Genomic DNA, 21,137 nt, shown 5'->3' on the forward strand with positions numbered 1-21,137 from the left:
ACATCTCTTCTCTATCGAATATGGGCGTCATGTCGGGATACGGGCCGTCTTAAAATTCCCGGCCGAGCAGAGCCTCATCGAACGGATAACGCGAGAGCTTTTCGATGCCGGTGTCGGTCACCAGCACTTCCTCTTCGAGCTTGACGCCGTCGGCGCCGCCGACCTCGCCGATGTAGCTTTCCACCGAGACCACCATGCCGGGCTCGAGAATGCCGTCCTTGGAGAAGCGGTCGAAGTCCATGTGGTGGGCGACCAGCGGGGTCTCGCCGTGCATGCCGACGCCGTGGATGATCGAGGGGTAGCGGCGATCGAGAAAGCGCTCGGGAATCTTCCAGGCGTTTTCGGCGATCTCGCGGTAGCTCATGCCCGGCTTGAGGATGCCCATGTTGTGGTGCACCTGGTCATAGGCCATCCGGTAGAGGCTCTGCTGATAGGCGGTGGGCTTGCCGGGGCCAACATGGAAGGTGCGTGAGAAATCGGAGTAGTAGCCGTGGCAGCCGATGGTGTCGGTATCCAGCGCGACCAGTTCGCCGGGGCGAATCACCCGGTTGCTGGCTTCGTTGAACCAGGGGTTGGTGCGCGGGCCGGAGGACAGCAGCCGTGTCTCGATGAACTCGCCGCCCTGGCGGATGACATCGCCGTACATGATGGCGAACAGCTCGTTTTCGGTGATGCCGGGCTTGATCGCGGCTTCCACTTCGGCCACGGCGGCCTCGCTGCCGGCCATCGACTGGGCCAGGCAGGCGATTTCTTCGGGCGTCTTGATGCGCCGGCAATGCAGGGTATCCTGCATGCAGTCATAGACATCCAGCCCCTGGGCTTCCAGCGAGCGGGCCAGATTCATTGTGCAGCGGTCCATGCCGATCTTCTTGTTGCCCTTGCCGTGTTCTTTCATCAGCTCGGCGATCTCGATGCCAAACGGGTCGGAGGACATGTTGTCGCGCTGGTTGACGGCGGACCACACCACCTTGGAGGTGCGCGCTTCGTCGATGGTCTCCAGCCAAGTGGAGACGTGCGCGCTGCCCGGGTATTCGAACAGGATCACCGGCCCTTCGAGCGGCACGTAGATGTAGCGCGTGGAGTTGCGCAGGAAGTAGCCGAACATGTTGCGCGAGCCGGTGGCGTAGCGCTGGTTGTACGGGTCGAACAATACCAGCGCGGCGTAGCCCTGCTCGGCCATCATCGCGCGTAGGCGCTTGAGGCGCCCGCCGCGCAGCTGTACCGGATCGAAGGCGGTGGGAATGCTGTCGCCGTTGGCCATGGGGGCGGAGGGCACGACTGGGATGGCGTCGGGTTCGTTGTCGGTCAGGTTTTCGAAGTCGACGATGCTCATGATCAAGCTCTCTGTATCTGTTCGTTATGGGGCGCGCTTCGTGATGAGGCACGCTCGCCGTCGCGGGAACTGTCTCCGCGACGGCGAGCGTGGGCCGGGGTCGGCGGCCGGTGATCCGGTATTGTCAGTCGGCGAGGCTGTCGCTGCGCTGCATGCCCTCTTCCAGCAGACGCTCGTGCACCGGCGCCATGCGCCCGAAGATGCGCTTGGCGCGCTCGGGGCGGCCGATGAAGCCCGGCTCCTTGGCGTAGGCGAAGATCACCGTGTGGCGCTCGCGGTCGCCTTCCACCGGGGTCACGCGGTGCAGCGAGTAGCGGCCGAAGAAGACCTGCAAGTCGCCCGGCTGGAGATCCAGCGACTTGATCTGCGAGCGGTCGCCGTCGATGACCTTTTCCACCCCGTCGAAGTTCTCGCCCTCGGGGCTGCGGATGCCCGGTGCGTACTCGAACCGGCCGCCGCCGTGGGACTGGCGCGTCATCATGGTGACGATGAATTCGTTGGTGTCGTAATGCCACGGATGCTGACAGCCCTCGCGCAGCACGTTGACGACCAGGTCGGCCAGCGGATCGGCGTACTGGTGGATCTCTTCCATGCCCACCACGCTGGCGATGAAGCGCTGGAAACCGGGATCGGAGTAGACCTGACGAATGATGGTGTCGGCGCCGATGCGGTCCCCGGCGACGAAGCCGTTGGTACGGTCGCCGAAGCGGTTCTTGGGATGCGAGGCCGGCAGGCTGGGGTCGCCGTCGCTATTGTAGGGGTTGGTCTCGGTCTGGTTGTAATGCGCTTCCGGCGAGAGCCGCTCGGTTTCGCGTTCCAGCCGTGTCAGGGCCTCGTCGGGCACGAAGCCCTTGAGTACCACACAACCGTCCTGGCCGAGTTGGGCACGGCACTCTTCGAGGAGGGCCCGGCCGCGTTCGCCATCCAGCTGGTCGATGGGATAGCGCTCGAGATCGATCAGACCGTGGAGTGCGTTGTCGTCTGCCTGCGTAGCGTTGGCTGGCATGCGGATCTGCTCCTGACTTTTTGCAAAGACGTTTCCAGTAACGTATGGACAGGGTAGAGAGGCAGGTTCAATAATAGAAATGAATGGTTAAGATCAAAAAGATTGCAAAGGCTCATAGATCATGGACACCGACCTGCTCCGCGCCTTCGTCACCGTCGCCGAGTGCGAGGGCTTCAGCGCCGCCGGCAAGGTGCTGCATCGCACGCAGTCAGCGGTCAGCCTGCAGATCAAGCGGCTCGAGGATCAGATGGGCGAGTCACTGTTCGAGCGCACCAGCCGCAGCGTGGTACTGACGCCGCCAGGCGGGCGCTTGCTGCCCTACGCGCGACACATGCTCAAGCTTCAGGACGAGGCACGCCGGGTGATGGGGGTGGACCGCCAGGGCGAACTGATCCGCCTGGGTACCTCGGAGGAACAGGCAAGCACCTACTTGCCCGAGCTGCTGCCGCGGTTCGCCGCCCGCTTTCCCGAGGTGCGCCTCGAAGTGAGCTGCAGCATCAGCGGCTCGCTGGTGCATGATTTCCAGGAGGGGCTGCTGGACGTCGCGCTGGTGGTGCGCCATGGCCCCACGCAGACCGGCCGCCTGCTGGGCCGCGAGCCCATGGTGTGGGTGGTGGCCGAGGACCGCGCCATCGACGACTGGGAGATTCTGCCCCTGGCGCTGAACCCCGAGGGCTGCATCTTCCGCGCCCATGCGTTCGCCGCGCTGGGGCCCACCGACCGGCGCTGGGACGTGCGCTACTCCAGTCGCTCCCCCACCGGCATCAATCTGCCGGTTCAAGCCGGGCTGGCCGCCACGGTCAAGACCCCGCGCAGCGTCCCCGAGGGCTGCCGCATCGTCGGCGAGGAAGAAGGCCTGCCACCCCTTGGGCACGTCGAGATCGAAATGCACCGCACGCCCGGCCACTCCAGCGACGCCTTCGTCGCCTTCTGCGACGAACTGGAAGCCATCGTCACTGCGACCGACTCGCTGGAATCGCTGGAATACGTGGCGGCCCAAGGCTGAACGCGAAACGGCGCCCCGGGAGGCGCCGTTGGCGTTTGCTTCGAACGTGCAGTCCAGAGTGCTTCACTAATAGAGACTTACGACTCGATACCCCTTCCCGGCGATTCGCTACAAGTCGATGCCCAACAACTTGGCGCCGTAGCCCCACAACAGTACGGTCACAGCTAGCAACGCTTCGAGCACCAGCACGCCGATACCCAGCGTCGAGCCGGTGACGATGAACCCCTCTTCCGCGCCGATGTCGAGGAAGTTGGGAATCCCCAGATACAGCAGATAGGCGCTGTAACAGAGCCCGACGATGGTTGCCAGCATGCACAGCCACACCAATGGGTAGAGAGCGACGCCGCCGCCGACGAACATCGGCGTGGCGACATACCCCGCAAAGATGATGCAGCGTCGACGACTCGGAGGGTTGGAATAACGCTGCGCCATCCAGTGGATTACCGAACCCATGAAGCCCACCGCTATCAAGATCGCCACATAGAAGGCGACACCCGCGAAGAAGGCGTCAAGATAGTTGAGTTGGATGGTATGCCCACCCCCGAAATCCCAGCCGACTTGGGTGGTGCCAATGAATGCACACACCACCGGGATCAATGCCATTTCCAGAACGTGGTGACTGTAGAGGTGGGTAATCGTCTCCTTTTCGTCGTGGATCTGCTTCCATTCACGGTTCGGGTGCACCAAGAGTCCCCAGACATGCGTGAGCATAGAAAACACCTCCTCCATCGCCGATATGCGCATCACGTCGCGGCGCGCTTCATGATCGATGTGCCCCGACGTTTTTATCAGTGTAGTCAGTATTTTGCTCAGCAATATCAGATTTACCGCTTGAAACGGCATGCACGTAATAAAGCGACACCCAAGGCGGGTGTCGCTTTGCTATCGCTGTATTTCAGGCGAGATGCGAGTAGTGCGTTACTTCAAGCGTTCGAAGACGGTCGCCACGCCTTGGCCCATACCGATGCACATGGTCGCCAGGCCTAGGGTGGTGTCTTGCTGACGCATGACGTTGAGCAGCGTGGTGCAGATGCGTGCCCCGGAGCAGCCCAGCGGATGGCCCAGGGCGATGGCGCCGCCATTGAGGTTGACGACCTCGTCCATGCGCTCGCGCAGGCCGAGATCCTTGAGTACGGGAATCGACTGCGCGGCGAAGGCTTCGTTGAGTTCGACGGTCTGGATGTCGTCGATGGCCAGGCCCGCACTTTTGAGGGCCTTCTGCGTTGCCGGTACCGGGCCGTAGCCCATGATCGAGGCATCGCAGCCGGCGACACCGGTGGAGACTACCCGCGCCAGCGGCTCGAGTCCCAGCGCTTGCGCGCGCTCGTAGCTCATCACCGCCAGCGCCGAGGCGCCGACCGAGAGCGCCGAGGATGTGCCCGCCGTGACCGTGCCGCCCTTGGGATCGAAAACCGGCTTGAGCTTGCCCATGTCTTCCAGATTGGCGTCGTGGCGGATCACCTCGTCGCGGTCGATCAAACGCCGGAAGCCATTGGCGTCGTGCCCTTCGACACCGACGATCTCGTTATCGAAGTAGCCGTTTTCGTTGGCGGCCACCGCGCGTTGATGCGAGCGCACACCGAACGCGTCCTGTTCTTCACGGCCCACGCCGTGCATTTTGCCCAGCAGCTCGGCGGTCAGGCCCATCATCATGGCGGCCTTGGCGGCGTACTTGCTGGCCGCGGGATTGACGTCGACGCCATGGTCCATCGGCACGTGTTCCATGTGCTCGACACCGCCGATGATGTAGAAGTCGCCCATGCCGGCCTTGATGTTGGCCGTGGCGATATGCAGCGCGCTCATCGACGAGCCACACAAGCGATTGACCGTCTGCGCCGGCACGCTGCGCGGGATACCGGTCATGATCGCGGCATTGCGCGCGATGTTCATGGACTGCTCGAGGGTCTGGTTGACGCACCCCCAGATCACGTCGTCGACCTCGGCGGGCACCAGGTTGGCGTTGCGATCGAACAGTGCCTGCATCACCGAGGCGGAGAGGTTTTCGGCGCGCACGTTGCGGAAGGCACCGTGCTTGGCCTTGGCCATGGCGGTCCGAACGGCATCGACCACCACGATATCTCTAGGATTCAAACTCATTTTCGCGCTCCTCGTTGCGTGGTGGCTCATTGATCGGATTCGGACGTGTCGGGATAGAAACGCTCGCCCTTGGCGGCCATGTCACGCAGCCGTTCGGTGGGGCGATAAAGCGGTCCGAGTTCCTCGGCCAGCGTTTCGGCCTGAGCGACGAACGTCTCGACGCCCAGCGCATCGATGTAACGCAATGCCCCACCCCGGAACGGCGGAAAACCGATGCCGTAGATCAATGCCATGTCCGCCTCGGCGGGCGTCGCCACGATGCCGTCTTCCAGGCAGCGTACGGCTTCCATGCACAGCGGGACCATCATGCGCGCGACGATATCGTCGTCGCTGAACTCGCCACGCGTGTCGACGGCTTCTTCGACCAGCGCATGCGCCTGCTCGTCGGAGACCTTCTTGGGCTTGCCCTTCTTGTCTTCTTCGTAGCGATAGAAGCCTTTGCCGTTCTTCTGGCCCAGGCGATCCTCGTCGTACATGCGTTGAATCGCTGTCTTGCCACCGTTCTTGGCTTCCTGCGCCATGCGGTCGGGGAAGCCTTCCGCCATCACCGCCTGCGCGTGCACGGCGGTGTCCATGCCCACAACGTCCAGCAGGTAAGCGGGGCCCATGGGCCAGCCGAACTTTTCCATGACCTTGTCGACGCGTTCGAAGTCGGCGCCCTGCTCGACCAGGAGGCTGAAGCCACCGAAATAGGGGAACAGTACGCGGTTGACCAGAAAGCCCGGGCAATCGTTGACCACGACCGGTGTCTTGCCCATCTGCCGGGCATACGCCACGGTCGCGGCCACGGCGGCATCGCTGGTTTTCTCGCCACGGATGACCTCGACCAACGGCATGCGATGCACGGGGTTGAAGAAGTGCATGCCGCAGAAGTTTTCGGGACGCTTGAGATTGGCCGCCAGGCGGTCGATGGAGATCGTCGAGGTATTCGAGGTCAGCGTGGCGTTGTCGTCGAGTAGCCCTTCGACCTCGGCCAGCACGGCTTCCTTGACCTTGGGGTTCTCGACCACGGCCTCGACCACTAGATCGACATCGCCGAAGTCACCATAGGAGAGCGTGGGGCGAATGTTAGATAGCGCCTCGGCGACTTGATCGCTACTCAGGCGGCCACGTTCGAGTTGCTTGCCAAGCAGTTTGCGGGCTTCTTGCAGGCCCAGTTGCAGCGCTTCCTCCTTGATGTCCTTCATCAGGATCGGCGTGCCCTTGTACGCGCTCTGATAGGCGATACCGCCGCCCATGATCCCCGCACCCAGCACCGCCGTCTTGTTCACGGCAGCCGCCTGGTTGGCGTACTGCTTGCCCTTTTTCTTGACCAGTTGATCGCTCAGGAACAAGCCGACCAGGTGATAGCAGACATCGGTCTTGGCGAGTTTGGCGAACGCCTTGGCTTCGATGGCCTGGGCGCGTTCACGGCCTTCGCCGGCGCCCTTCTGGATGACCTTGATCGCCTCGATGGGGGCCGGGTAATGCGGCCCGGCCTTGCCTGCCACATAGCCCTTGGCGGTCTCGAACACCATCATCTGCTCGATGGCGTTGAGCATCAGCGGGGACTGTTTGACGCTGCGGCGTGCCTGGTGGTCGAGTTCACCGGCGTTGGCACGGCCCAGAATATCCAGCGCGGCGGCTTCCAGAGCGTCACCGGAGACGACGGCATCCACCGCGCCGACTTTCAAGGCGGCATCGGCACGGTTTTCCGTCCCGCCAGAAATCCACTCGATGGCGTTGTCGGCGCCGATCAAGCGTGGCAGACGCACGCAACCGCCCCAGCCCGGCAGGATCCCCAGCTTGGTCTCGGGCAGCCCTAACTTGGCGCTGTCGCTCATCACTCGGAAATCGCACGCTAGGGTGATTTCGCAGCCACCGCCGAGTGCCAGGCCGTTGATCGCCGCCACGCTGGGAAACGGCAGATCCTCCAGGGTGTTGAAGATGCCGTGCACGCGCGTGTTCATGTCGACCAGGAAGTCTTCGTCGCGGCGGAACATGCCGTGGAACTCGGTAATGTCGGCCCCGACGATGAAGGCGTCCTTGGCGCTGGTGATGACCAGACCTTTGACATTCGCTGCCTCGCCGAGCGCCGCCAGAGCCGCTTCGAACTCTTCGATCATCTTGCTCGAGAGCGTGTTGACGGACTCGTCTTGCGCATCGAAGGTCAGCATGGCGATGCCGTCATCGCGCTGCACCACCGTGATGGCGTTACCTTGATAAATCATTCAGGGCTCTCCCTGCTGTTAGCCTGGACCTCACGATTCACGAAGGAGACATGCGCCGAGCTCAGGCGTGGCGCTGCTCCTCGCACACTTTCATACAGTCGTTTGAATGTAGATCAGCTTGCGCCAGCCAAGCGGTGGCGTCAAGTCTTCCGCCATTAGCGAATGGTCGCGTTGAAACACGTCTTATCGAGATACATCCGACGGGACAACTCCCGGTCGCGATGGACTCCTGATAGGATAGGCATCTTTGCGATCCGCCAACCATCGCGTCGCTTTTTTTACGCGCGCCCTTTTTATAAACGCTGCATCGGAACATCCATACGCCTCATGCCCTTACCCGCTAGCGCGACACTGCTCGCTCGCATCACGCCGCTTGTCGAAAAGCTCAAACGCTATGCCTGGTTGTGGCCGCCCACCGCCTTCGTCATCGGCTTGCTGGGATTTTTCTTGGTCAATCGCCAGCAGTGGCTGGGCGCAGTGCTGGCCCTGGGGCTGCTGTTCGCCTGGTGCCTGCTGCTGGCCGAAAGTCTCTTGACCCGGTTGCTCAACTTTCGCGGCCAACCCGGCCTGCCTCGCATGGTGACGACCTTCATCGCGCAGCTCATTCACCAGGAGACGTTGTTCTTCACGCTGCCCTTCTTTCTGGCCACCACGGTATGGGCAAGCGGCCAAGCCATCTTCACGTTGCTGCTGATCGGCTGTGGCCTACTGGCGATTCTCGACCCCTTGTATTTCGGCCTCGCGCAACGCCATCGTTGGCTGTACTTCATGTTCCACGCATTGTGTGTGTTCGTGGTGGTGCTGGTGACATTGCCGATCATGCTGCATCTGACCACCGGGCAGAGCCTGATACTGGCGATCGTCGCCATGGCGATTTTCAGCGTGCCCAGCCTGATCAACCTGATGCAGCCTCAAGGTCTCTGGCGCTGGCTGGCGATGATCGGGCTGATCGTGGTGCTGGCCTCGGCGGCCTGGATAGGACGGGTATGGATTCCGCCGGCTACGCTGTGGCTCTCTGGCAACGCCCTCTCGCCGAGCTTCGATGTCGGGGCCCGCGAGCCGCGCGGCGAAAGCGTGCTGACCCCATCGACACTCTCGGGGCAAGGCTTGTACGCTTACACCGCAATTCGCGCGCCACGTGGCCTACGCGAGAAGATCTATCACGTGTGGCGGCACAATGGCGAAGTGGTCGATCGCATACCGTTGGTCATCCGCGGGGGACGCGAGCAGGGCTATCGCGCCTGGACGCACAAGCAGAACTTTCCCTCGGCATCGCAAGGCAGCTGGCAGATCGATGTAATGACGGCCACCGACCAGCGGATCGGTACACTGCGTTTTCGTGTCGATGAGGATGCCTCGAAGGCCACGCATGCCGATAGCGACATCCACTCACCTCCGGGGTTGCCTGGCTGGAACATCCGTCACCTGGTCGCTGGTGCGACCCAGGACGATGAATGAAAGGTCGACGATAGTGTGACTTGCAATAGCACGTCCCACTCGGGACAATCCCGTTAGGTTCCTAACCAATACAAGGCCCATGCATCAGGATATCGGACTCAAACTGTCGCGCGTACCACGCCTGTGGCGCGCCATGCTCGACGAACGCCTGGCTCCTCTGGAGCTGACGCAAACGCGTTGGGTGACGCTTTACCACCTGTCGAAAATGGGTGATGGCCAGCCGCAATGCGACCTGGCTCGCTCCATCGGCGTGGAAGCTCCCTCCTTGGTCAGGACACTCGATCAACTAACCGAGCAGGGGCTCATCGAGCGCCGCCCGAGTGATGAAGACCGCCGTACCAAGCGCGTCTACCTCACCGACAAGGCGACGCCACTGCTCAAGAAAATCGAGACCGTCGTCGAGCAAGCGCGTGTCGAAATGATCGCAGGGTTGAGCGATGAAGACATCGACCAACTGGACGCTATACTGACGCGCATCGAGCAGAACGGGCAGCAGCTGCTATCACGCTCGTATTGCGAGGAGTGAGCGCTCGCTTGGTGTCGCCTAGCGCCGCGTGAGTCATCACGCGGCGCTCATGCTATTTGCGATGGCGGCCACTGCCCGCCAGTTGGTCGGCGAGATCGACCAATGCGCGCAGTGATGGCTCGAACGCCTGAGCCTCGCGAGATTCCTCCCACCATAGCGTCAAGCCTTGCGGCGCCGATTCCACGACCAGCGCGTCGTCGGGCAAAGCAAGCAGTACCTCTTTCAGGCGGCGATCATTCTCTTCGCTCAAAGGCGGCAACGGTGCCTGACGCCAACGCCATCCCGCCATGGCTTCCTGCAACCGATCACTGGCGTGGTCGTCGCGCACCAGCGTGAAGTCACTCCCCGGCGCGGCTTGCGGATAACGCCAGCGATACCCCACCAAGCCATCCGCCGCTTGCAGCGGCGGCTTGTCGGCACGGATCGCCGCGCCCGATTCGCGCGCCGCCACCCGCAACGCACTGCGGCGCTTTTCATGCAGTCCTGGCCTGAGCCACAAAGCTGGCGAGAGAATGAGAAATACCGCCAGCCCCAAGAATAGAAAGATCTCCAAGCCTGCCTCCGTAGGCGCTGATTGATCTAAAGCATTGTCTCGTCGATTCGGCACGCCTAAAGTGGAAGCGTTCATCGACAAGGTGGGAGATGCCCCATGAGTAACGAGTACACACACGTTTTAGTCGCCGTCGACCTGACCAAGGATTCCCGTAAGGTACTCGAGCGTGCGATTCCCATCGCCGAACGCAACCATGCCAAGCTATCGATCATGCATACGCTCGAGCCACTGGGATTCGCCTATGGCGGTGATATCCCCATGGATCTGACCAGCATCCAGGACCAACTCGACGATCATGCCAAGCAGCGGCTCGCGGAAATCGCCGATCCTCACGGGATCTCGGCGGACAACCAGTACGTCGTGGTCGGCATGCCGGATACCGAAATCCATCGTTTCGCCGCCGAGCATGGTGTCGACTTGATCGTAGTGGGTTCGCACGGGCGCCACGGTTTCGCCTTGCTGCTCGGCTCGACCTCCACCGGCGTGCTGCACGGCGCGCAATGCGACGTGCTCGCGGTACGCGTGGGGCAAGACGGGGAAGTCGACGAGTGACCGTATGCGCCGGGCACGATCAAAGTGCCCGGCGCGACGCCATCTACTTTTCCTCGGCCACTTACTCGCCCTCGGCCATGGCTTCCAGTTCCATCCAGCGCGACATCGCCGCATCCAGCTCGGCTTGCTTCGCCTCCAGCGCGTCCAGACGCTGGGTAACTGTCTCGGCGTCTTGCTGGTAGAACTCAGGTGCACCCACTTCCGCTTCGAAGTCGGCGATGTCGGCTTCCAGTGTCTCGATGGTGGCCGGCAACTGATCCAGCTCGCGCTGCAACTTGTAGGAAAGCTTGGCCCGCTTGGACGTAGCCGGCGCCGTTGAGGCCTTGCTCTTGCCGGTATCAGCGCTGGCGGGCTCAGGCGTCGTAGGCTCGGCCTCGCGAGCCGGCAGCACGTTCGCGGCAGTGCCGAACTCGCCCGGCGCCGGGGGCAACTTGCCACCCTGACGCACCCAGTCGCTATACCCGCCGACGTATTCCTGAACGCGCCCCTCGCCCTCGAAGGCCAGCACGCTGGTGACCACGTTGTCCATGAAGGCACGGTCGTGCGAGACCAGCAGCAGGGTGCCGTCGAAGTCCAGCAGCAACTCCTCGAGCAGTTCGAGGGTCTCGACGTCCAGATCGTTGGTCGGCTCGTCGAGCACCAGGACGTTGGCCGGCTGGGTGAACAGCTTGGCCAGCAATAAGCGATTGGACTCCCCGCCCGAGAGGGCCTTGACCGGCTGACGCACGCGGTCGGGCGAGAACAGGAAGTCTTGCAGGTAGCTCATGACATGCCTGTCCTTGCCACCCACTTCCACGCGATCGCTGCCCTGGGCCACGTTGTCGTAGACCGTCTTCTCGAGTTCGAGCCCGGCGCGCAGCTGATCGAAGTAGGCCACGCTGAGGTTGGTGCCCATCCGAACTTTCCCTTCGCTGGGCTCGAGCTCTCCCAGCAGGATCTTCAGCAGCGTGGTCTTGCCGGCACCGTTACGGCCGATGAAGCCGATACGATCGCCACGCTGAATTTCCAGGGACAGATCGCGCACCACCCAGTCGTCGCCGAAACGCTGGCTGACATTAGTGAGCTCGACGACGCGCTTGCCGGTACGCTCACCGCTGTCGACGCTGAGCTGTGCACGGCCCACGCGCTCACGACGCTCGGCGCGCTCACCACGCATCTTCTCGAGCGCGCGCACTCGGCCCTCGTTGCGTGTGCGGCGCGCCTTGATGCCCTGACGGATCCAGGCCTCTTCTTTGGCGAGTTTCTTGTCGAACTCGGCGCGCTCGCGCGCTTCGACTTCGAGCTCGTGCTGCTTTTGCTCCTGATAGGCCGCGTAGTTACCGGGATAACGCCCCAGCAAGCCACGGTCGAGCTCGAGGATGTTGGTCGCCAGCCGCGATAGGAAGGCCCTGTCGTGGGTGATGAACAGCACCGAGCCATTGAAGGCAAGCAACTGTTCTTCCAGCCAACCAATGGTATCCAGATCGAGATGGTTGGTGGGCTCGTCGAGCAGCAGTACATCGGGATCGGCCACCAGGGCACGCGCTAGCGCCACACGCCGCCGCCAGCCCCCGGAGAGGCTTGCCATTTCGGTATCTTCCGGCAGCCCCAGACGCGAGAGGATGGTGTCGATGCGTTGATGAAACGACCAGCCATCCACCGATTCGAGCTGGGTTTGAAGCCGCTCGAGCTCGTCCATGTCGGGCGCATCGCTCATCACTAGATGGTGATAAGCGCTCAGCAAGGCGCCCGCCTCGGGGAGGCCCTGGGCGACCACATCGAAAATGGTGTTACCGCTGGCATCCGGCAGTTCCTGCGCCAGCACGCCCACCTTCAACCCCGGTGCACGCCAGATGTGTCCTCCATCGGGCAACGTCTCACCGGAAATCAACTTGAGCAGCGTCGATTTGCCCGTGCCGTTGCGCCCCACCAGCGCCAAGCGCTCCCCTTTTTCCAGCGTCAGCTCGGCGTTATCCAGCAGAACCTGGGTGCCGTAAGCCAATTGCAACTGTTCCAGACGTAACAGCGTCACGCGTAACCACCTCGTTGACAGACATTCGTAGTAAAGACGCTAGTGTAACGCATGGTCGCCTCCTAGGTCCGGGGGTAGAATGGTGGGTTTTCGCGACTCATTGGGCTGGAGAGAACTTCCGTGACACACGACGACGCCAATCCGCTACCTGACGCGCTGCGCATGACGTCGCCCGCGCCCCTGGTCGACATCGGCGCGAACCTGACGCACGAAAGCTTCGCCAAGGATCTCGACGCCGTACTCGCGCGCGCCCAAGCGGCCCGAGTAGCGACCCTGATCCTCACCGGCACCGACATGGCGCACAGTGAACAAGCCGCCGCCCTGGCGCATCGCCACGACGGCCTCTACGCCACGGCAGGGCTGCACCCGCATATGGCCAGCCACTGGGATTCCACGCTGGAAACCGCCATGCGTGCGCTGCACGCCGACCCCAAGGTCGTCGCCGTGGGCGAATGCGGGTTGGATTTCAATCGCAACTTTTCCACCCCTGCCGAGCAGGAACGCGCCCTCGAAGCCCAGCTCGGCCTGGCTGCCGAAAGCGGCCTGCCGCTGTTTCTCCATGAGCGCGACGCCGGTCCGCGGATGCGCGAAATTCTGCGTCACTGGCGCGACGCTATCGGTAATGCCGTCGTCCATTGTTTCACCGCCGATCGCGAGACCCTGCATGGCTATCTGGATCTCGATGTGCATATCGGCCTGACTGGCTGGCTGTGTGATGAGCGTCGCGGCCATCATCTGCGCGAGATCGTCGGCGACATCCCCACCGAGCGCTTGATGGTCGAAACCGACTGCCCGTACTTGTTACCACGCAACCTGCCGGCCAAGCTCAAGGGACGCCGCCACGAACCGGCGCTGCTGCCCTGGATCGTCCGCGAGATCGCCCATTGGCGCGGTGAAAGCGAGACGACACTGGCCGCCGCGACGACCGCCACGGCACGCCGGTTCTTTCAACTCGACGAGGAGCAATGACATGGACTTTCCCGGTTTCATTACCATCGAAACCGGCGACGAGGACGCGCTTCCCGTCGCCATTTCCTGGGCCTTGCCCGATGGACAGATCAAGCACGCGCTCATTCAGCCCGACGACGACTGGCTCGACGAGGATCTCCTCAAACTCGGCGATTACAGCCTGGACGAACTACGCAGCCTGGGCCTCAGCCCCCTGGACGTATTGCGCGAGTTGGAGGCCGATCACTTCAACGTTACGCTCTATACGGCCGGAATCGGCGATGACGAAGCCGCACTGTCACGCCTGTTCGAGGACTTCGCGGTGACGCCTTTCGTCGAGCTGGCGCCGGCGGAAACGCTCTACCCCGACCTCGGCCCCGGGGAGTGGACGCGCGCCCGCGGAGAACTGTTCGGCGATCTCGGGCTCGAGCCCATGCGCGCCGAACACGAAGTGCAGGTCATGTTGTACCTTCACCAGCGTCTGAGCGGCGAAGAATAACGCAGGCGAGACGACTGTCGTGTCACGAGGGGCCGGCCAGCCCCTCGGTCATGCTTATTGCAATCCTTCCCGCCCTATGTCGATCGCCGCCTCGCGCGATAACCCACGCCGGTAGAAGGCATGTAGTGCCTCGCGAAACGCTGCCGCTCGCAGAGGCAGACCGGTCTCGCGATAACGGGCCGCGCGGGCATCGACACGCGCGGCGAAGGCGTGTCGGTCGACCTCGATGCCGCCCAAGTTATCGACACTGACGTTAAAACGTCGATCGCAGGCCTCGCTGAACAGCGATTCGAGCGCCTGCGGGGCGATCTCGACGCTTTCGAACTCGCGTTGCCGCGCTGCGTCGCGACCGTCCGGCGCGTACCAGTAGCCATAGTCCTCTAGCTGACGGCGGCGCTCCCCGGCGATGCACCAATGGCTGACTTCATGCAGTGCACTGGCGAAGAAGCCATGCGCGAAGATGATCCGATGCAGGGCGTGCTCGCTGTCGGCGGGACAGTACAAGGGCTCGTCATCACCGCTGATCAGGCATGTTCTATATGGCACGGCAAAGATACCGTCGAACACGGCGATGACATCGTCGATACGGTGAATCACGCGACCTCCTTCGAAAGCGGAGGCACATTATAGGCACTCTGCTACACGATGAAAGGCATTCTCGGGTCGCACGCTAAAGGCATTCCCGGGCCGCATGATAGAAGGCATCCCCGGCGCACCCTTGCTAGAATGCCGCTTTTGCCTATCCGGGAGGATCGGTTTGAACGCGCCACAAGCCCTGTTCGCCCACAGCCTTCGTGAATCACGCCTCTTGATGCGCCTGACGTTGCCCATCTGCGGTGCGCAATTGGCGCAATCGGGCATGAGCGCGGTCGACATCATCATGGCAGGGCGTGCCAGTGCCACCGATCTGGCTGCCGTCTCGGTCGGTTCAAGCCTGTGGCTACCGCTGATGCTCTTCATGACGGGCGCCCTGATGGGGCTCACGCCCATCGTGGCGCAGTTGTTGGGAGGCCAGCGCCAGACGGCTATTCGCCCTTACGTGCATCAGGCGCTATGGATCGCCCTACTCCTGGGCACCCTGTCGGCGTTGCTGCTGTGGTTCGGCGTCGGCCCGGTTTTCCGGTTCATGGGGGTTCCTGAGCATGTGGCCGAGCTGTCCGCCGGTTATCTAGCCGCCGTGGCGTTCGGCATGCCAGGGGTCGGCCTCTATCAAGCCTTGCGCGCCTTCTCCGACGGCATGAATCATACCCGTCCTGCCTTGTGGATCAGCCTCTTGGGGCTGGGCATCAACATTCCCTGCAACTACGCGCTGATCTACGGTGGCCCCGGCATCGTCTCGCTGCTGGGCGATCTCACCCCCGAATGGGTCGCCGCGTTGCCTGCCCTGGGCGCCGTGGGCTGCGGTATCGCCACGGCAATTTCCATGTGGGTGATGTGCCTGGCGATGATGGTTTATACGCATCGCGCCCGAGCCTATGGCAGCGTCACCTTATGGCACTCGCCGGTACCGCCCCGGCGTCGCGACATATTCGAGCTGCTGCATGTCGGCGTGCCCATCGGCGTGGCGATCTTCGTCGAGGTCACGTTGTTCACTCTGATCGCGCTTTTCGTCGCGCGCCTGGGGGAAGTCGTTGTCTCCGCCCATCAGATAGCACTCAATTATACGTCGATCCTGTTCATGCTGCCGTTGTCGCTGAGCATGGCACTCACCGTGAGGGTGGGTAACACGCTGGGGCGCGGTGATATGCACGAGGCACGCTTCGTGGCCTGGAACGGCATCGTCGTGTGTCTGCTGGTCGCGTTGTTCAATGACGCCATCTTGTGGGCGACGGCCTCGCCCATCCTCGCCCTCTATACGTCGAACGCGGAGGTACATGCGCTGGCCATGTCGCTGGTCACCCTGGCGATGCTCTATCAGATATCCGACTCACTCCAGGTCAACCTGGCCGGCGCGCTACGCGGCTACAAGGACACCCGCATCATCATGTTGATCACGGTGTTGTCATATTGGCTGATCGGACTGGCGGGTGGCCATTGGCTGGGTCGCGGCTGGGAAGGGCATTTCGCGCCCTTCGGCATCCACGGCTACTGGCTAGGGCTGTGCGCCGGGCTGACGGTGGCCGCCTTGCTGCTCGGCTGGCGTCTGCATCATCGCGCCCGGCGTAGCCTGGCGGTAAGCGACGACTCCTCGCTCGGGACCGCGACTAAAGACTAAGCGCTGGCGCTTAACTTTAGGCAAACCGCCGCTCATCATGTGAACGTGGCCATGTGGCCCCGCGATACGCCACGTCATTTGCCACGAGTCAGCCCTTTTTCATGCCCTTTCAGCGCCGCTTTCCAATCCCGCTACGCCCGCGCACACTCTTGGTGCTGGGCGTCATCGCCGGTTTGATCCTCTGTATGTGGCAAACGTCGCGCCTGGCACGCGAGCAAGCGCTTCAGGCACTACGCCAAGATGCCGAGAACGAATTGCGCCTGTCGGCGGCGAGCCTCGTCGGCCATTTGTCGCGGCACGATTACTTACCGGAACTGCTGGCGTCGCGCGAAATGGTCAAGCGCTTCCTGAGCGATCCCGACGCGCAGGACCCGATGCCGCTGAACCGTATGCTGGATCGTTTTCGGGCCACCGCCAATGTGTCGGATATCTATCTGCTCGACCACACCGGTGAAACCATCGCCGCCAGTAATTGGCATCGGCCCGATACGTTCATCGGCCAGAACTATCGTTTTCGCCCCTATTATCAACAAGCGATGAACGGCGAAAATGGCAGTTTCTATGGGCTGGGCACGCAATCCCAAGACCGCGGTTACTATTTCTCGGCACCGGTGTGGCTCGACGAGACCGCTGCCGAGGCTCGCCCCGATGGCGTCATGGTGCTCAAGGTTCTGCTCGACACGGTGGAAGCGGGGTGGGCCGAGCAGGATGCCGAACTTCTGGTCACCGACCATGATGGGGTCATCTTCATGGCTAGCCATCCCGAGCTGCGCTTGACGACCATGGCACCGTTGACGACCGCTCAGCGCCAGGCCGTGACCGCTTCCCGACGCTACGGCGGCGCAGCACTACCGCCCTCGGGGCTGCGTGAACATCATCGCCGAGATACCCGTACGCGTCTCGTAGGTTTCGACTCGGGCCCGCTCGCCGGCCAACGCTATCTGAGTCTGGCCCGTCCCATGGCCGATTTCGACTGGCATATTCATATCCTCAAGCCGCTGACGCCCGTCCATCAGGCTCAGTGGTTGGCCGCCGTGTTGGCCGGTGGGCTTTACGGGCTCATCGCACTAGGCGTCGGCATCGGTTGGCAGCGCCTACGCTTACGTCGCGAGCGGGAACGCTTCGCCGAGCGCGAGCGACGCACCTTGGCCCAGGCACGGGACGAGCTCGAGCGCCACGTGGAAAGCAGAACCCGTGACCTGGTCGCCACCAACCGTCGGCTGTCGGCGGAGATCGAGGAGCGCCAACGTGCCGAGGATAGCCTACGTGCCACGCGGGATGAGTTGGTTCAAGCCGCCAAGCTCGCCGTCCTCGGGCAATTGGCCGCCGGCATCAATCATGAGCTCAACCAACCCCTGGCGGCCATTCGCGCCTATACCGAGAACGCGCGCGCCTTCATCGCTCGACAACGAGTCGAGAGCGCCGACGCCAATCTGGCCCAAGTCCTCGAGCTCACCGAGCGTATGGCGGATATCAGTGCCCAACTCCGCCAGTTCTCGCGCAAGAGCGGCGACAACCTCACGGCAGTGGCCGTCACGCCCTGCTTTGCGTACGCGCTGCGCCTGTTTCAATCGCGCATTCAGGAAAGCCAGGTCACCATCGCGCAGCATTGGCCCACGCAGGAGGCATGGGTACGTGCCGACCCGGTACGCCTCGAACAGGTGCTGGTGAATCTCATCGGCAATGCCCTGCAGGCAATGAGCGAGATACCCGAGCCCCGCCTGACACTCGCTATCGTCGCCGAAGCTACATGCGTCCATCTGGATGTCATCGATAATGGTCCAGGCATTCCCGAAGCGCATTTGACACGCATTTTCGAGCCCTTCTATACCACGAAGACCATGGGCAGTGGGCTGGGGCTAGGGCTTTCGATCTCGCGACGCATCATCGAAGATCTCGGTGGCCAGCTCGACGCCAGCGGTCATAATGACGGCGGCGCCCATTTCCGTGTCACACTTCCCCGCATCGCGGATCCCGATGATCCCGCGCGCCCCGAGGAAAGCTCTCATGCATGAAACGTCCGCCATTCCTGTCATGCTCGTCGACGACGAGGCCCATCTGCGTATCACCGCCAGCCAGACATTGGAGTTGGCGGGCTATGCGCCCGATGTGCATGAAAGCGCGGAATCTGCGCTCGCGGCATTGAGTACGGACTTCCCAGGCGTGCTGGTTAGTGACATCCGCATGCCCGGCATGGATGGCATGGCCTTGCTGCGCGAAGTCCGCCATCGCGACCCCGACTTGCCGGTGGTATTGATCACCGGGCACGGCGATATTTCCACCGCCGTGGAAGCCATGCGCGATGGCGCCTGGGACTTTTTGGAGAAGCCTTTCGCGGGAGAACGCCTGGTGGAGGTCGTTCGGCGTGGCATCGAGAAGCGTCGCCTGAGCCTGGAAAATCGTCACCTGAAGGCTGAGCTCGAGGCGCAGCAATCGACTCCGGGACCCCGCCTGGTGGGGCGCGCGCCCGCCATTCAGCAACTCGCCTCGATGGTACAGCGCATCAGCCAAGTCGAAACCGATGCGTTGCTCTTCGGTGAGACGGGAACGGGCAAGGATCTGGTCGCACGTGCCATTCACGAGCGCAGTTCGCGCAGCGGCAAACCCTTTGTCGCCATCAATTGCGGGGCCGTGCCGGAAAGCACCATCGAATCCGAGTTATTCGGGCATGAAAAAGGCGCCTTTACCGGCGCCGTGGAACGTCGCGTGGGCAAATTCGAACATGCCAACGGCGGCACCGTGTTTCTCGACGAAATCGAGTCGATGCCGCTGTCGCTGCAGGTCAAGCTGCTGCGCGTGCTTCAAGAGCGTGCCGTGGAACGGCTCGGCTCGAATGACCTGGTCGCGCTCGATATCCGTGTGATCGCCGCGACCAAGACGGATCTCAAGCTCGCCGCCGAGGCGGGACAATTTCGTGAAGATCTATATTATCGCCTCAACGTGGTGACTTTGCCGATTCCCTCGCTACGCGAGCGCCGCGAGGATATTCCCTTGCTCTTTCAGCACTTCGTTGCCGTCTCCGCCAGCCGCAGCGGGCTGGAAGCGCCGCCGCTCGACAGTCAGGGGGTTTCTGCCTTGCTGGCCCACGATTGGCCGGGCAATGTCCGCGAGCTACGCAATGTCGCCGAGCGCTACGTGTTGCTAGGGGCGACCTGTGACTATAGCCTCGAGACGCTACTTCAAGGCGCGCATAAAGATAATGGCGATTTACCGCTTGCCCAACAGGTCGAAGTGTTCGAAAAGAGCGTGATCAATCAAGCACTGGTTCGCTACCAGGGATGCGTCACCGATATATGCGATCGACTGGGCGTGCCTCGCAAGACGCTTTACGACAAGCTGAAAAAACACGGCTTGAAGGCTGAGGATTACCGCCACATCGTCGAGACGGAGTAACCTCGCTTACTTGAGGCGGCGCTATTCTCGGCGCTTGAATAAGCCCCATCGCCCTCCTTCCCTCTATGCATCAGTCTCTCTGTGCGGAAATCCGCACAAGGTGTAGGCCACTTTGTGCGGACTTCCAGCCATGAAAGGTCGACACCTCTTCCACCTTCGTCGAATAGATGTGGCGTAACTTAATGAAAAATAAAGATTAATCAAAACATGGAATGGCGGTTGCCTTGATAGTACGTATTTAACGAGTTTGATGCCCAGCATCGCTCGGCAATGGATACGCATAACCACAATCGATATCGGGAGAATTCGCCATGTCTATCAAGACACACGCCTTGACCGCCACTATCGCGGGGGCCATGTGCCTCGCCACCGTGGCACAAGCCGACCGCGAGGATTGGCCGGAAAACTTTACCGTGGGCACCGCCAGCCAGGGCGGTACTTACTTCGTGTATGGCTCCGGCTGGGCCAACATGATCGCCGACGAACTAGGGCTTTCAGGGGGCGGCGAAGTCACCGGTGGCCCCAACCAGAACCTGGCCTTGGTACACACGGGTGAGGTAGCGCTCGGCCTGACGACTATGGGCCCAGCGGCCGATGCCGTGGCCGGCAAGAGCTCACTGGCGCCGGGTGTGAAAATGGACAACGTCTGCGCGCTGTTCCCGATGTACGAGACGCCGTTCTCCATCACCACGCTCGCCGACAGCGGTATCGAGTCGATCTCCGATATTCCCGACGGCGCCAGCATCGGTTTCGGCCCAGCGGCTTCCACCTCGGATACCTACTTCCCGGCCATGCTTGAAACGCTGGGCGTCGAGTTCGACCGTCGTAACGGCGGCTGGAATGATCTGGGCGGCCAATTGCAGGACGGTCTGATCGACGTCATCGCCTTCGCCGCCGGTATTCCGATTCCCGCCGTCAGCCAACTCGAGGTGCAAACCGACGTCAATATCGTCGAGTTCACCGAGGAGGAACAGGCCAAGGTGATGGAAGAATTCCCGGTCTCGGCATTCTCGATTCCCGCCGATACCTACCAGACTCTCGAAGACGATGCGCGCGCGGTCTCCATGTGGAACTTCACCATCGCCGGCTGCGATCTCCCCGAGGACTTCGTCTACGAGATCACCAAGCTGAGCATGGAAAACAACGACAAGATGCGCGATATCCACCGTAGTGCCGAATTCAGCGTTCCGGAGAACCTCAAGTACAACACCGTACTGCCCTTCCATCCGGGTGCGGTGCGCTGGTACGAGGAAAACGGCTACGAGATCCCCGAAGAACTGAAGCGCTAAGTCGGTCGTCTAGCTAAACGCCGCCCCGCGTCGCCACGATG

At 62.2% G+C, this 21,137-nt stretch carries 18 protein-coding genes; 10 read left to right on the forward strand and 8 right to left on the reverse strand.

The window, feature by feature from the left end:
• Nucleotides 1-49: 49 nt before the first annotated feature.
• On the reverse strand, nt 50-1,333 hold the full coding sequence (locus tag OP494_RS13600; RefSeq protein ID WP_280541501.1) for a Xaa-Pro peptidase family protein: 1,284 nt from the start codon (nt 1,331-1,333) through the stop codon (nt 50-52).
• Nucleotides 1,334-1,457: 124 nt separating this feature from the next.
• Entirely contained in the window at nt 1,458-2,339 is an 882-nt protein-coding gene (locus OP494_RS13605; RefSeq protein WP_280541502.1) for a hypothetical protein, read from the reverse strand.
• Nucleotides 2,340-2,460: 121 nt separating this feature from the next.
• Between OP494_RS13605 and OP494_RS13610 the strand changes: the two genes are divergently transcribed.
• The gene (locus OP494_RS13610; protein ID WP_280541503.1) at nt 2,461-3,345 is read left to right on the forward strand and encodes a LysR family transcriptional regulator; all 885 of its coding nucleotides are present in this window, start codon (nt 2,461-2,463) and stop codon (nt 3,343-3,345) included.
• A gap of 108 nt (nt 3,346-3,453) precedes the next feature.
• Here the strand turns inward: OP494_RS13610 and OP494_RS13615 are convergent, their stop codons facing one another.
• The 3 genes from OP494_RS13615 to fadB all read right to left on the reverse strand — a co-directional run bounded on the left by OP494_RS13615 (nt 3,454) and on the right by fadB (nt 7,652).
• Nucleotides 3,454-4,056, reverse strand: a complete 603-nt coding sequence (locus OP494_RS13615) for a Yip1 family protein (protein WP_280541505.1) — start codon at nt 4,054-4,056, stop codon at nt 3,454-3,456.
• 207 nt (nt 4,057-4,263) lie between these two features.
• The gene (gene fadA / locus OP494_RS13620) at nt 4,264-5,442 is read right to left on the reverse strand and encodes an acetyl-CoA C-acyltransferase FadA (protein ID WP_280541507.1); all 1,179 of its coding nucleotides are present in this window, start codon (nt 5,440-5,442) and stop codon (nt 4,264-4,266) included.
• Between the two features lie 26 nt (nt 5,443-5,468).
• The gene (fadB, locus tag OP494_RS13625; protein ID WP_280541509.1) at nt 5,469-7,652 is read right to left on the reverse strand and encodes a fatty acid oxidation complex subunit alpha FadB; all 2,184 of its coding nucleotides are present in this window, start codon (nt 7,650-7,652) and stop codon (nt 5,469-5,471) included.
• A 327-nt stretch (nt 7,653-7,979) separates the two neighbouring features.
• Between fadB and OP494_RS13630 the strand changes: the two genes are divergently transcribed.
• Nucleotides 7,980-9,110: a DUF5924 family protein gene (locus tag OP494_RS13630; protein ID WP_280541511.1), complete on the forward strand. Its 1,131-nt coding sequence runs from the start codon at nt 7,980-7,982 to the stop codon at nt 9,108-9,110.
• A 79-nt stretch (nt 9,111-9,189) separates the two neighbouring features.
• The gene (slyA, locus tag OP494_RS13635; protein ID WP_280541513.1) at nt 9,190-9,636 is read left to right on the forward strand and encodes a transcriptional regulator SlyA; all 447 of its coding nucleotides are present in this window, start codon (nt 9,190-9,192) and stop codon (nt 9,634-9,636) included.
• Between the two features lie 52 nt (nt 9,637-9,688).
• Here slyA and OP494_RS13640 read toward each other — a convergent pair whose 3' ends face one another.
• On the reverse strand, nt 9,689-10,189 hold the full coding sequence (locus tag OP494_RS13640; protein WP_280541514.1) for a preprotein translocase subunit YajC: 501 nt from the start codon (nt 10,187-10,189) through the stop codon (nt 9,689-9,691).
• A 96-nt stretch (nt 10,190-10,285) separates the two neighbouring features.
• Here OP494_RS13640 and OP494_RS13645 point away from each other — a divergent pair, with 96 nt between their 5' ends.
• Nucleotides 10,286-10,741, forward strand: coding sequence for a universal stress protein (locus tag OP494_RS13645; RefSeq protein ID WP_280541516.1), 456 nt, complete (start codon nt 10,286-10,288; stop codon nt 10,739-10,741).
• A 61-nt stretch (nt 10,742-10,802) separates the two neighbouring features.
• Here the strand turns inward: OP494_RS13645 and OP494_RS13650 are convergent, their stop codons facing one another.
• Nucleotides 10,803-12,752 carry an ATP-binding cassette domain-containing protein gene (locus OP494_RS13650; RefSeq protein ID WP_280541517.1) on the reverse strand — a complete coding sequence of 650 codons (1,950 nt, stop codon included), beginning with the start codon at nt 12,750-12,752 and terminating at the stop codon, nt 10,803-10,805.
• A 162-nt stretch (nt 12,753-12,914) separates the two neighbouring features.
• On the opposite strand from OP494_RS13650, the gene OP494_RS13655 reads away from it, so the two are divergent.
• Nucleotides 12,915-13,721 (forward strand): TatD family hydrolase, encoded by an 807-nt coding sequence (locus tag OP494_RS13655; RefSeq protein WP_280541553.1) that lies wholly within the window; start codon nt 12,915-12,917, stop codon nt 13,719-13,721.
• 1 nt (nt 13,722) lies between these two features.
• On the forward strand, nt 13,723-14,199 hold the full coding sequence (locus OP494_RS13660) for a hypothetical protein (RefSeq protein WP_280541519.1): 477 nt from the start codon (nt 13,723-13,725) through the stop codon (nt 14,197-14,199).
• A 54-nt stretch (nt 14,200-14,253) separates the two neighbouring features.
• Here the strand turns inward: OP494_RS13660 and OP494_RS13665 are convergent, their stop codons facing one another.
• Entirely contained in the window at nt 14,254-14,796 is a 543-nt protein-coding gene (locus OP494_RS13665; RefSeq protein ID WP_280541521.1) for an elongation factor P hydroxylase, read from the reverse strand.
• A 160-nt stretch (nt 14,797-14,956) separates the two neighbouring features.
• Between OP494_RS13665 and OP494_RS13670 the strand changes: the two genes are divergently transcribed.
• From OP494_RS13670 to OP494_RS13685, 4 genes are all read left to right on the forward strand, one after another.
• Entirely contained in the window at nt 14,957-16,414 is a 1,458-nt protein-coding gene (locus tag OP494_RS13670; protein ID WP_280541522.1) for an MATE family efflux transporter, read from the forward strand.
• A 101-nt stretch (nt 16,415-16,515) separates the two neighbouring features.
• A complete protein-coding gene (locus tag OP494_RS13675; RefSeq protein WP_280541524.1) occupies nt 16,516-18,429 on the forward strand; it encodes an ATP-binding protein in 1,914 nt (637 codons plus the stop codon).
• Nucleotides 18,422-19,807: a sigma-54 dependent transcriptional regulator gene (locus OP494_RS13680; RefSeq protein WP_280541525.1), complete on the forward strand. Its 1,386-nt coding sequence runs from the start codon at nt 18,422-18,424 to the stop codon at nt 19,805-19,807. The genes OP494_RS13675 and OP494_RS13680 overlap by 8 nt, the downstream gene beginning before the upstream one ends.
• A 311-nt stretch (nt 19,808-20,118) precedes the next feature.
• Entirely contained in the window at nt 20,119-21,096 is a 978-nt protein-coding gene (locus tag OP494_RS13685) for a TAXI family TRAP transporter solute-binding subunit (protein WP_280541527.1), read from the forward strand.
• Nucleotides 21,097-21,137 lie beyond the last annotated feature (41 nt).

The organism is Chromohalobacter sp. 11-W (genome assembly GCF_029889905.1).
Lineage (GTDB): Bacteria > Pseudomonadota > Gammaproteobacteria > Pseudomonadales > Halomonadaceae > Chromohalobacter.